At 63.5% G+C, this 11,902-nt stretch carries 9 protein-coding genes; 5 read left to right on the top strand and 4 right to left on the bottom strand.

What is annotated here, in order from left to right:
* Positions 1-14 precede the first annotated feature (14 nt).
* From MUN79_RS10745 to MUN79_RS10730, 4 genes are all read left to right on the top strand, one after another.
* Positions 15-725, top strand: coding sequence for a tetratricopeptide repeat protein (locus MUN79_RS10745; protein ID WP_244677651.1), 711 nt, complete (start codon positions 15-17; stop codon positions 723-725).
* Positions 614-1,390, top strand: a complete 777-nt coding sequence (locus tag MUN79_RS10740) for an ATP-binding protein (RefSeq protein ID WP_311136773.1) — start codon at positions 614-616, stop codon at positions 1,388-1,390. Before MUN79_RS10745 ends, MUN79_RS10740 begins: the two co-directional genes overlap by 112 nt.
* 14 nt (positions 1,391-1,404) lie before the next feature.
* Positions 1,405-2,466, top strand: a complete 1,062-nt coding sequence (locus MUN79_RS10735; RefSeq protein WP_244677650.1) for a tetratricopeptide repeat protein — start codon at positions 1,405-1,407, stop codon at positions 2,464-2,466.
* Positions 2,467-2,618: 152 nt separating this feature from the next.
* On the top strand, positions 2,619-3,821 hold the full coding sequence (locus MUN79_RS10730; RefSeq protein ID WP_244677649.1) for a tetratricopeptide repeat protein: 1,203 nt from the start codon (positions 2,619-2,621) through the stop codon (positions 3,819-3,821).
* On the opposite strand, the gene MUN79_RS10725 is transcribed toward MUN79_RS10730, so the two are convergent.
* The 4 genes from MUN79_RS10725 to MUN79_RS10710 all read right to left on the bottom strand — a co-directional run bounded on the left by MUN79_RS10725 (position 3,774) and on the right by MUN79_RS10710 (position 7,570).
* A complete protein-coding gene (locus tag MUN79_RS10725; RefSeq protein WP_244677648.1) occupies positions 3,774-4,793 on the bottom strand; it encodes a M28 family peptidase in 1,020 nt (339 codons plus the stop codon). The genes MUN79_RS10730 and MUN79_RS10725 overlap by 48 nt on opposite strands.
* Before the next feature lie 117 nt (positions 4,794-4,910).
* Complete coding sequence (locus MUN79_RS10720) at positions 4,911-5,330, bottom strand: hypothetical protein (protein WP_244677647.1); 420 nt, start codon at positions 5,328-5,330, stop codon at positions 4,911-4,913.
* Positions 5,331-5,389: 59 nt separating this feature from the next.
* Complete coding sequence (locus MUN79_RS10715) at positions 5,390-6,583, bottom strand: threonine synthase (protein ID WP_244677646.1); 1,194 nt, start codon at positions 6,581-6,583, stop codon at positions 5,390-5,392.
* Positions 6,584-6,664: 81 nt separating this feature from the next.
* Positions 6,665-7,570 (bottom strand): LysR family transcriptional regulator, encoded by a 906-nt coding sequence (locus tag MUN79_RS10710; RefSeq protein WP_244677645.1) that lies wholly within the window; start codon positions 7,568-7,570, stop codon positions 6,665-6,667.
* Positions 7,571-7,832: 262 nt separating this feature from the next.
* On the opposite strand from MUN79_RS10710, the gene MUN79_RS10705 reads away from it, so the two are divergent.
* Positions 7,833-11,702 carry a bZIP transcription factor gene (locus tag MUN79_RS10705; protein ID WP_244677644.1) on the top strand — a complete coding sequence of 1,290 codons (3,870 nt, stop codon included), beginning with the start codon at positions 7,833-7,835 and terminating at the stop codon, positions 11,700-11,702.
* Positions 11,703-11,902 lie beyond the last annotated feature (200 nt).

Here is an 11,902-nt window from a genome sequence, read left to right as displayed (position 1 = left end):
TTTAGGCGTGTGTTATGGCTGCTTTGCCCAATCCTTCCGACTTACAACCCCTACTCGACGCGCTGGCGTTTTCGCCCGAGAATGTGCCCCTGCGGCGGCACGTAGCCACTTTGCTGCGGCAGGCCGCCCGCCTGGCCGAGGCCGAAGAGCATTACCGCACCGGCCTGCGCCAGGCCCCCGCCGACGTGGAGCTGCAGCTGGGTCTGGCCGAAACGTATTCCGACCTACAGAAAACTTCGGAGGCTCTGGTGGTGCTGGAAGAATTGCTGCGCGACCATCCCGACCACGGCCGGGCCCACCTGCTGCACGCGCGGCTGCTGGCCCGGGCCGGCGGTCCGCCCGACGAGGCCCGCGCCGCCTACCAGCAGGCACTGCAACTCGATGGCAGCCTGCGCGATCCGTCCCTGGACGAGCAGCTGGGTTTGCGCCCGGCCGCTCAGCCCGCCGGCGGTGGGGCCCCGGCCGACTACTCGGCCAGCGTATCGGCCGACTACGGCATCGACGAGCGGGCTTTGTTTGCGGGGTTGGAGAAGCCTAAAATCACCTTCAATGACGTGGGCGGCATGGACGCGGTGAAGGAGGAAATCCGCCTGAAGATTATTCACCCGCTGCAATTCCCGGACTTATACAAAGCCTACGGCAAGGCAGCCGGGGCGGACTGCTGCTCTACGGCCCGCCCGGCTGCGGCAAAACCCACCTGGCCCGGGCCACGGCCGGCGAGGTGAAGGCCTCGTTTATCCACGTCGGCATCAACGACATTCTGGATATGTGGATGGGGCAGAGCGAGAAAAAGCTCCACGACTTGTTTGAGCTGGCCCGCGTGCAGGCCCCCTGCGTACTGTTTTTCGACGAAGTAGACGCCTTGGCTGCCAACCGTCACGACCTGCGCCAGAGCGCCGGCCGCACTCTCATCAACCAGTTTCTGGAGGAGCTCGATGGGGCCCGGCACTCCAACGACGGCGTGCTGATCTTGGCCGCCACCAACGCGCCTTGGCACCTGGACCCCGCCTTTCGCCGCCCCGGCCGCTTCGACCGGATTGTATTGGTAACTCCACCCGACGAGCCCGCCCGGGTTGCCATTCTGGAGGTGCTGCTGCGCGGTAAGCCCGTGGCTCCGGGCCTGAACCTGGCGGCGCTGGCGGCCCAAACCGCCGGCCTCTCCGGCGCCGACCTGCAAGCCGTGGTAGACCTGGCTGTGGAAGGCTGTCTGCGCGAGTCGATGAAGGCGGGCAAGGCGCTGCCGGTGCAGCAAAGCAACCTGCTGGCCGCCGCCAAGCAGGTGCGCCCCAGCACCAAGGAGTGGTTTGCCACAGCCAAAAACTACGCTTTGTATTCGAATGAGGGCGGCAACTACGACGACATCCTGACCTACCTGGGCATCAAAAAATAACGCCGGGCGGGACGATGAATCGGGCGGAATGGTATAAAAGAGGACAGCTGCTGCTGGACCGTCACCGGCCCGAGCAGGCAGAGCAGGTGCTGCGCCAAGGCCTGGCCGAGCAGCCGCGGCAGGTATTTGCCCATATCTTGCTGGCCCTGGCGCTGTACCGGCAAAACCGTATGGCTGAGGCCCGCACCGCCGCGCACGGGGCACTGGCCCTCGACCCGGCCGCTAGTGAGGCATATTACCTGCTGAGCCTGATTGAAAACCAGCTGGAGCAGCCAACGGCCAGTTATGCCGCGCTGGCTGAAGCTCTGCGTCTGCAGCCTTTCAATACCAAATATCTCGCCGTCCAAGCTCAGTTTCTGCTGCACCAGGAGCGGTGGGCCGAGGCCCAGGCGGCGGCCGAGCGGGGCTTGGCCCACAATCCCCTGCACGCCGATAGTCTGGTAGCCAGGGCCAAAGCTTTGTGCCAGCAGAAGCGCTGGGCGGAGCTGGATCAGGCTCTGCACCGCCTGCTGGCCGCGCATCCTAACCTGACCACCGCCCACTTGCTGCGCGGCCAGGAAGCGCTACGGCAAAAGCAGTACCCCGAAGCCCGGGCCTATATTCAGGAGGCGCTGCGCCTCGACCCGCTCAATCAGGAAGCGAAACTGCTGCTAACAGCCAGTGAAGCCAAGCAGACTTTGGCTAAGCCCTCTACGCTGGAGGCTCCTTTCCTCAACCCGCTGCCGTGGTGGGGCTGGCTGGCTTTTCTGGCACTGCTTGCCCTTAGCGGCGGTGCCTTGCTGGAGTCGGCTGATCAGTCGGAAGAGTATTTTCTCTGGTACAGCGGCGGAATGTGGGCCGTGGCCGCGCTTATTTTGACCGGCCAGTACGGAAAAAAGCTTCTCCGGCAGCGGCCGTTAACCATTCTGCTGCTAGGCATGGCCGGGGTAGCATTTTGCGCCGGCTACAGCTTGGTGGTGTGGCACAAAACATACGCTCCAGATCTGCTCCGCTTGATTCCGCTGACGGTGATGCTGAGTCTGCACCGAATTTGGGGACAAAAGCAAAAGCCACTGTCAGCCACAACAGCGCACTAAACGGCGCGGACGGCCGGCCCCGTGCCGCCAAGCTCGGCCGAATAACTGGGTTCTGGTTATCTACCACGCGGCTGCTTCGCTTACTTTAGCGGAACGTTGTGCGGAGGCCTTATGCCAAGACGTAAGCGGCCGCTCTATTCTTTACTATTTCTATGGAATCTTACCAAGCCCTGGATCGGGTCCAATTGCTACTGCAGCACCAGCGCCCCCACGACGCCGAACAGGAGGCCCGCCGCCTGCTCCGCGACGACCCCGACAACAGTCCGCTCCTGTGTTTGCTGGCTTTGGCCCAAATGGCCCAGGAGCAGCTGCCCGCCGCCAAAGCCACGGCCGAGCACGCTATTCATATCGATCCGGAAAATGCCTTTGCCTTCTACGTACTCAGCGCGGCCCTGCTGCGGCAGCAGGAGCTACCGGCGGCCCTAAATGCCATCGAGGAAGCCCTGGCGTTGAATCCTGAGGATGCCGACTATCAGCACGTGCTGGGACAGATCCGCTTTCATCAGGGCCAATTGCACGCCGCCCTGCGTGCCGCCGAAGCCGGCCTGGCCGCCGACCCTACCCACGTGGACTGCCTCGGACTGCGGGCCCGCTGCCTGTCCCGCCTGGGCCGCGGCGACGAAGCCTCAGCCAACTTCGACGAAGCGCTGCGCCAGAGCCCGACCGACGCCGGCACCCACGCCGACCTGGGCTGGGTGGCCTTGGAGCGGGGCCGGGCCAAGGAAGCCTCCCGGCATTTCCAGGAAGCCCTGCGCCTGAACCCGACTTCCGAATACGCCCGGGAAGGACTCGTAGCCGCCCTGAAATCCCGCTTCTGGCTCTACAGCTGGTTTTACCGCTTCACCGTCTGGACCCAGACGATGAGCCCTAACATGCGCCAGGGCTTGTTTATCGGCCTATTTTTACTCTCGCGCCTCGTACCGGTACTGCTTCCGCTGTATCTGGTATTCGTGTACATGAGCTGGTTTGCCGAGCCGCTGTTTAATTCCCTGCTGCGCTTCAACCGCTACGGACGCTATGCCCTCAGCGCCGAAAACACCCGCTATTCCAACCAGTTTCTGGCTTTGCTCTTCAGCGGCCTGGTCTTATTGGGCACGGGCCACTACGCGGCGCTGTCGGTGCCTACTACCGCTGGCATCGTGGCACTGGGGCTGCTGTTTCCGCTGGTCGGCACTCAGCGCCAGTGGCAGCCCAAGCGCAAGCAACAGTCGAGCTGGTTTGGTTGGGCACTGGCCGCAGCGGGAGTGCTGGCAATAGTAGCCGAGGCCTTGAGCCTGCCGGTCGAAGCCCAGATTTTCCAGGTGTTTTTATATGGCACGCTGGCCTACATCTGGTTTACAGCCCTGCGCCCCTGAGCTACAACCCCAGAATAGCCCGAATACGCCATTGACGACCTCGGCCATGCGCCGAAAGTCCAGCGTATCGATGGTGTCGGTGGTTTGGTGGTAGTTGGCGTTGCGCAAAAAGGAGGTGTCGTTGATCATCAGGGCCTCGTAGCCGTAGCGCCAGTAGTTGCGGTGGTCGGAAAGGCCAGCCAGCCCGACGGCGCTGGGCAGGTTGATTTTTTGCACGTCGATGTCGGCGTGGGCCTGCATGAGCTTTTGTACCTGGCTTACTATGGCTTCCTGGCCCTGCTTGCCTACTACGGTAATAAAGTTGCCGGTATTGGGATACAGCTGGGCCAGGCGGTCATCCGGAAAACGCTGAGAGCCGGGCTCGTCGCTGAAGTAGCCGATCATCTCGTAGCAAATCATGGCCCGCACGGCTATTTTTTGGTCGTGCAGGGATTTGGCGTGCACGGCGCTGCCCATGTCCTCGGTTCCGAAAAACGGTGGCTCTTCCAGTGAATACGCCACAAAATCGATGCGGCGCTTCAGGGTGGGCTTCAGGGCGTGCAGTAGGCGGGCCGTTTCGAGCAGGCCGGCCACGGCACTGGCGTTGTCGTCGGCGCCGGGCTGGTCGCCGCACACGTCGTAGTGCGCCCCCACGATGATGCGCTCCGCGTCGGCCGGGCCGAAAGAGGCAATAATGTTGCGGTAGGGCTGCCCATCGACGCGAAACAGCTGCTCTTCTACCCGGCAGTCCAGCTTTTCCAACTCAGCCTTGATGTAATCCGCCGCTTTGTTGAGCGAAGTCTGGTTGCGGTAGGTGCGGGCCGGGCGCAACTCGGTAAGAAACTTCACATCGGCGTACAGCCGGTCCTGATTGGCTTTCATGGCTTTCCCTTGCGTGGTTAACGACTCCTTCTGCCCGCGCTTCTTGCAGCCGGCAAACACCAGCAAACCAACGACCAGCCCGAGGGCGGCAATCAACAGAAGCTTCGACATGCTGCTAGTGTACCCCAAAATCAATTGTTGGTTATAGTCCGGCTTGGCAGCAGCTACTCAGCGGCCCATAAAACAACGCATTCTACCAACAATCGGCAGAACAGCCATTTCAACACATTAACCACGAGGCGGAGGCAGCAGTGGAAATGTGGCAAACCGGTCGGGGCTGTGCCAGCCGGGCCACTGCGACAGGGTGCCAGCAAACAACATCTGTATAAGGTCCTCAGGGTCCAGATTGTGGGCCCACCAGCTAAGGGAAAGCTCGTAGAAATACTGCTCCTGCCCTACCCGATAGTCGAGCACGACGCGACACTCATCAGGCCAGTTCAGAAGCAGCCTTTCGGAGCCCCGCCGAAACCACAGCCCCGGCCAGACGCTACTGAGGCCCGCACGCTGCCGATGAGCCAGCTGGTCGAGCTGCGCCTCCCAGGGAAAATTGGCGTAGGCAGCCAGGGCCCCGGCTTCGGTAATCGGACCCTGCTCCGGCCACTCGTCGGAGGAAAAGTCAACGTGTTGCCAGCCCCAGGTTACGTCCATAGTTGCGGGCTTTGGTAAGGCGGCAAGCTACGGAAAGATGCGTTTTTTGCTTTGCCAGCCTAGTACTGGCCTTCCACGTTGTCGAGGTACTTCTGGCCCGAGCCGGTGTTGAGCAGCAGAATCTTCTCGTCGGCGCGGAGCCAGCCGGTGCTGAGCAAGTGGCGGGCGGCCATCCAGACGGCGGCCCCCTCGGGCGCTACAAACAGGCCTTCGAGGCGGCCCAGCTCCCGCATGCCTTCTACCATCTGCTCGTCGGTGATGCTTACGGCCGTGCCCTGCGACTCGCGCAGCACGGCAAGCATGAGTGGTTCACCCAAGGGGCGCGGCACGGCCAGTCCGTTGGCAATGGTGGGTTTGCCAACGTAGTGGTGGGCGTTGGCCTGCCGGCCCGTATAGGTTTCAATCAGCGGGCAACAGTTGGCGGCCTGCACAGCCACCATGCGGGGCAGCTGCACGTCGGGCGCCAGCCAGCCCAGGGCTTTCATTTCCTGGAAGGCCTTCCAGATGCCGATAAGGCCGGTGCCGCCACCGGCGGGGTAGAGAATCACGTCGGGCAGCGTCCAGCCCAGCTGCTCGGCAATTTCGTAGCCCATAGTTTTCTTGCCCTCAATGCGGTAAGGCTCCTTCAGCGTCGAGACGTCGAGCAGCTCACCGTTGGCGTTGGTTTGGCGTACCCAGGCCGCGCAGTCGTTGATCAGGCCATCAATCAGTTCGACTTCGGCCCCGTACCAGTAGCACTCTTCCCGGAACGCCTTGGGCGTGTGCCGGGGCATGGCTACTACGGCCCGCATGCCGGCCTTGGCGCAATAGGCGGCCATTGCCACGCCCGCGTTGCCGGCCGTGGGCACGATGCAGCCTTCAATGCCCAGCTCCTTGGCCTTGGAAATAGCCATGCTCAGGCCCCGTGCCTTAAATGAGCCGGTCGGGTTCTTGCCCTCGTCCTTGAGCACCAACGAGCGAAGGTCGTAACGGGCGGCTAGGCGCTGCAGATCCAGAATCGGGGTGAATCCTTCGCCCAAGCTCACCCGGTTTTCGTCGTGAAGCAGGGGCAGCACTTCGCGGTAGCGCCACATCGAGCCGTCGGTCTGGCAGATGCTGGCTTTGCTCAGAGGCTCGAGCAAATCATAAGTAGCCAGCAGGGGCATCTGGCAGCAGTCCGACACGCGCTGCAGGGTAAAGGCCGAGTGGGGCCGGCCGCAGGCGGAGCATTCCAGGGTCTGGATTCGGGAGGTGAGGGCGGTGCAGGTTTCCATGGGCAGAGGCGAGGTAGTCGAGCTTTAGAACGGCAAGTAGCCCCGGCGGTATGCGGAAACAAAATAGTGATTCGGAATAGGCTATTCCCTTTTCGAATAGTGCCGCTTCATAAACTGCACGAAATCTTTGTAGGGCAAATTGTTCTCGGTGCCCTTGCGCTGGATGAAGTTGAACTGCCGCCGCATGGCCAGCCCCTGAATCGGCACCTCCAGCAGCTCCCCCGATTCCAGCTCCTTGACCACCGCCTGCCGGGGCAGAAAGGCCAGGCAGGTATCCACGCGCACAAAGTTCTTGAGGGCCTCGGTGCCGCCCAGGCGCACCTTCACGGGCAGATCCGGGAGCTTGAGGTGATGCTGGGCTAGGGCATCTTCGAGCACCGCCAGGGTACCCGAACCCACTTCGCGCACGGCCAGGGGCACGTTGTGCAAATCCTGCACCGTCAGGTTCTGGCGGTTCAGCGGGTTTTTGGCCGAGCACACGGCAATGACGTCGTCGGTCAAGAACGGGGTGTAGGTCACGTTGCTGACTTTATTGATGCCCTCAATAATGCCCAGGTCAATTTCGTGGTCGAGTAGGGCCCGCAGGATATTTTCGCTGTTGCGGTTTTTGAGCGTGAGCTGGATGTTGGGGTGCTGGTTGAGGTAGGCCGACAGCACCGGGGGCAGCACGTAGAGCGAAATGGTGGTGCTGGCCCCAATCATCATGCGGAAGCGCGGGGAGTAGTCGGCGCTGAGGGCCGTAAATTCCTGGTGCAGCTCGTGCTGGAGCTGCTTGGCCACGAGCAGCTTACGGTACAGCAGCTCCCCGGCAGGCGTGAGCTTGACCGTGTTGCCGAGCCGCTCAAACAGGCCGATCTTATATTCTTCCTCCAGGGCCTTCACGTGCTTGCTCACGGCCGACTGGCTCACGAACAGGTTCTGGCTGGCCTTGGTGAAGCTCAGCAGGCGGGCTACTTCCAGGAATATTTCGTGCTTGTAGGAGAGCATAAGGGCAAAACGCTAAAACTACCGAACCGGCGCGGCTATGGAACTCAGCCCAACCCGCGGGGCTACATACGCGCCCGGGGCCGAAAGCTGCTTCCGGACCTGAACCGCAGGCTTTAGCCGTCGGCGTCAAAAGCTCAGGAATAAATCAGTAAGTTTCAGCTGCCGGGCCCGGGTTTACGCAGCGGGCGGCCCCGGTTTTCTTCTTATTGATACGGCTTCGCAGCAGGTCTTATTTCTTACAATTTACGCAGGGCAGTAGCTTATGGAGACCTGGTTAGTGGTGATAGTCACGGTGGTAGTGGCTGTGGTTTACCAGGGCCTAAAGGACCGGCTCAAAGGGCTGGAGCAACGCCTGCACCAGCGGGAAACGGCCCACGCCCAGCTGCTGACAGAGCTAGAGCAGCTCCGCGCCCAGTTGCAGCAGCTGCGCACGAGCGTATCGGCTACTCCACCCCGCCCCGCGCCGCCGGTGGCCGCTCCTGCCCCCGCTACGGCGGCTACCCCTGTTGTGGCCCCGGTCGTTTCCCGCCCTCCGGTAACGCCGCCGGCTGTTCCGGTACCGGCGGCACCAGCGCCAGCTGTCCCAGAAGCACCCGTTGCTTTGCCCCGGCCCGTGCTGCCGCCCGTAGCTGCTCCCGTACCCGCTGCGCCCGTGGTGCCACCGGTGGCCACGCCGGTTATTCCACCCGCCCCGCCCGCCCCACCAGCCGAGCCCAAACCCCTTCTGCAGCCGGAACCGCAACCAGAGCCCCGCCCCACCCCGCAACCAGAACCCAAGCCCGTGCTGCCACCCCCAGCTCCGCCGCGGCCCGTGCTACCACCCGTACCCGCGGAACCGGCCGAGCCCACCTGGTGGGAACGAACCGAGCAGGTGCTGCTCGACAACTGGACGGGTATCCTGGGTGCCGTGGTGCTGGTTATCGGCGTCGGTTTTCTGGGTGTGTATACCGCGCTGCAGGTAACGGCCCCGGTGCGCTTCGCCATGATTACGGGCTTTGCGGCGGCATTGCTGGGCCTGAACTACTACCTGCGCACCAAGCCCTTTGCCGAACGGCTGCACGTGTGGCTGCAAAGCAGCGCGGCGGCTATTTTCCTGTTTGCCTGCGTGGGCGCGGTGAGTGTGCCGGGTTTGCAGTGGGCTGCTCCACCGCTGAGCTACCTCCTCTTGCTAGTGGGCGTGGCGGCCAACCTCTGGCTGGCCTGGACCAGCAGCCGGGAGTCGGTGGCGACGCTGCACGGGGTGCTGAGTCTGGTGGCCCTGGCCGTTATTCCGCCCGACTTGCTCACCCTAGGCGCGGCCGCGGCAGTTACGGCCTTTAGCATTGCCATTACTTACCGGCAGCAGTGGAAATACCAGCTGCTGTTGAGCATTCTTAGCTTTTTCGTTTTTCACCAGTATTGGCATTTCCACCTGGCCGGCCCGCTGCTGGGCGGGGCCCGGCTGGCGGCCATGAGCCTGGTGGTGCTGGTGGGCGTGGCGGCAGCCGTGGTGCAATACCGCCGCGTGTACGCCGATTCCCGGTTTGACGCCCTGCTGTTTGCCGCCCACGTGCTTAACTGGACCGCCCTGGGCTTCAACCTCTACCAATACAGCACCGGCTCCCCCTGGAAAACCATTCCGCTGGGCCTGGGCGCGGTACTCACCTTTTTTGTGGCCCGCCGGGCGCGGAAGCTGGGCATTCAGTGGCTGTTCCAAACTGACACCATCATTTCCCTGATTCTGGCCCTGGCTACGGCTTTTTCCCTGCAGGGCTGGCACGCCACGGGCCCGGTAGTGGCCCTGTTTATGCTGCTCGAAGCTTTGCTGATTGCCTTCATCATGGCCCGGGAACGGGAAACGTTGGTGTTTCAGGTGGCTGCCGTGGGTGCCTTGCTGGCCGGGGCGGGCCTGCTGGTGATGATTGTGGCCCAACTGAGCAACTATACTCCGCTGGAACTGCACCGCAATGCCCTGCTGGTGTTCCTGGCGGCCAGCCTGGGCGCGGGCTATTTCCGCCTGACCTACTCCCAACCCCTGCTGGCGGCCGAAGCCGATGACTCAGCTACGAGCCGCGCCCTGCACCAGGGTTTCGGCGGCCTTGTCGGGGCTTTGTATCTGGGGGTGGCGGCTTTGCTACTCCGGGCCCTGTTTGGAGTGAATATTCCCCCGGTGGGTCTGCTTATTGCCGGTGCGGTGGCCGCGGCGGGCATCGTGTTTGGCCTGGCCCGGTGGCTGCGCGGGGAGCCGGCCTGGTTCCGGACGTTGCATCTGGCCGCCGGCCAAATTCTGCTCACCGTCGCCATTCTGGGCCTGCACAAGCTGGGGCTGGTGTGGCCGGCCACGGCGGCTGTGCTCTACCTCGAAACGCTGACGCTGACCTGGCTGCTGGGCCGCAAAACAGAGGTGGCCGCGTTTCGCCTCTACCTCGGCGCGGCGTTGCTGGCGGGTGTGTGGCTGCTGTTTGCCGACCTTCTGCACCGGGAAGCCCTGCCTCCGGCCAGTTTACACCGCAATGCGGCCCTGCTGCTGGCAGCGGGTATGGTTAGCACTGTATTCTTCGGTCTGCTGGCCCGGCAGCTTTGGTTGAGCACCCAGCTAACCGTCTCTTCCCCCGACCGCAGCCTGCACCAGGTGCTGGGCGGGCTAGGCGGGGCGCTGTACCTAGCTGGGGCCGGGGTAATATTGCAGGCCCTGTTTGGCCCGCCCCAGCCACCGGTTGCGGCGTTGGTGAGTGGGGCGACCGCGGCGGCCGGGCTGGTTTTCGGGCTAAGCCGGTGGCTGCGGGGGCAAGCCGAGTGGTTCCGAATTATGCACCTGGTAATCGGCCAAATTCTGCTGACCGTGGCCGTGCTGGGCTTGCATAAGGCCGGCCTGAGCTGGCCGCTTACCACCCTGCTGCTCTACGTCGAATTCCTGCTGATGCTGGGGCTGCTGGCTTGGCGCCGCGAATGGCCGGTATACCGCGGGCAGCTCTACGCCACGCTGCTAGTGGCCGGGCTGCTGCCTATCATCGGGTATGCTACCAAGGAGCTAAGCCCGGAGTATCGGGCCATGCTGCTGACCTTGGCCGCCCTGGCCACGGTTGGAACGCAGGCGACGCTGGTGCGCCTAGCCGCTCCGCCGTACGATTTGCTGCCTTTCTCCTACAACCCAGCTTACCGCCTGCGCGTGGGTGGCACTGTGGCGGGTTTGCTGCTGCTAGCTGCCAGCGGGCTGGTTTATCAACATATCTGGGCCGGTTGGGCGGCATTGGGCTTGGGTGCGGGGCTGCTTTTGCTGCGCCGCGCCGTACCGGTACCGGGCCTGTGGGTGGGCATCCTGCTGGCCGTGGCAGGCACGCACCTGCTGCAGTGGGAATACGCCTTCCGCCTCACGAATATCGGGACCAAACTGCCCTTTCGACTCGAGCCGCTGGGTTTTGGTGCGGGTCCTACGCTCCGCCTGGTCGTGTACCTGCTGCCGCTGACTTTGCTGTCGGGGCTGGGAATGGGCAGCTCCTGGTGGCCGGTGCAAAGCCACCACGTGCGCTGGCCCTGGCTGTATTTGTTGGGCGTGCACCTGACCTTCTTTGGCTGGGTTGTGCTGGGTCCGCACTCGGTAGCCTTGCCCGCCTTATCGTGGACGCTGCTGGCCGCCGGCACCGCCCTAGCTGCTCAGATGCTGCGCCGCCGCTTTGCCGACCCCGAACAACTAACCCGCCAGGGCCTGCCCGACCGTTTTTTGCTGCATCTTACCTACGGCCTGCTGCTGGCGGCCCTGCTTTGGCACTTTGCCAAGCTTGTGCCGAGTGCCGTGCTGCTGTGGCAGGTGCCGGCCCGGCGCATTACGGCCGCGGCGCTGGTGCTCGTGCTGGCCGGCCTGGCTTGGCGCCAACCGCCCAGCACCGCTCCGGTGTACCGCAGCTGGCAGCTGATTCATCCTTATTTGCCCGAATTTACCCTGCTGCTGCTGAGCTTCACGCTCTGGAAAGAAGTGGCCCTTACCTGGCAGGCGCTGCTGTGGCTGGCTCTGGCTTTTGCCCTCACGCTGGGTGCTGCCCGCCTGCCCGAGCGGCTGCGGCGGGTGCAGCTCTACGGGGTGCTGTTTTTCTGGCTTTCTACCCTCTGGACAAGCTACGTGGCCCTGCGCTACCTGGCCCGGGCCAGCTGCTGAGCCTACGGTGGCTGACCACGGCCGGGGCCGTAGCCCTGCAGTTTGCCTACGCGGCCGGAGCGCTGCGCTACTCCGCCGCGGCCCAGCCCACCTATTGGCCCGCCGGTCTGGGCGGGCTGACCCGGTTAGGACAGCTCAGCCCCAGGCAACTGGTAGCGGCCCTGCTGTACCCGGCTTTTGTGGCGCTTACGGTGCTGCTC

Source organism: Hymenobacter cellulosilyticus (assembly GCF_022919215.1).
Taxonomy (GTDB): domain Bacteria; phylum Bacteroidota; class Bacteroidia; order Cytophagales; family Hymenobacteraceae; genus Hymenobacter; species Hymenobacter cellulosilyticus.
Note: the sequence above shows the minus strand (reverse complement) of the source record. Positions and strands in the feature narration are given on the sequence as shown.

Coding starts and splice junctions, on each gene's coding strand:
- MUN79_RS10705 (WP_244677644.1), top strand. CDS start 7,833: ATGGAGACCTGGTTAGTGGTGATAGTCACGGTGGTAGTGGCTGTGGTT.
- MUN79_RS10745 (WP_244677651.1), top strand. CDS start 15: ATGGCTGCTTTGCCCAATCCTTCCGACTTACAACCCCTACTCGACGCG.
- MUN79_RS10735 (WP_244677650.1), top strand. CDS start 1,405: ATGAATCGGGCGGAATGGTATAAAAGAGGACAGCTGCTGCTGGACCGT.
- MUN79_RS10730 (WP_244677649.1), top strand. CDS start 2,619: ATGGAATCTTACCAAGCCCTGGATCGGGTCCAATTGCTACTGCAGCAC.
- MUN79_RS10720 (WP_244677647.1), bottom strand. CDS start 5,330: ATGGACGTAACCTGGGGCTGGCAACACGTTGACTTTTCCTCCGACGAG.
- MUN79_RS10710 (WP_244677645.1), bottom strand. CDS start 7,570: ATGCTCTCCTACAAGCACGAAATATTCCTGGAAGTAGCCCGCCTGCTG.
- MUN79_RS10725 (WP_244677648.1), bottom strand. CDS start 4,793: ATGTCGAAGCTTCTGTTGATTGCCGCCCTCGGGCTGGTCGTTGGTTTG.
- MUN79_RS10715 (WP_244677646.1), bottom strand. CDS start 6,583: ATGGAAACCTGCACCGCCCTCACCTCCCGAATCCAGACCCTGGAATGC.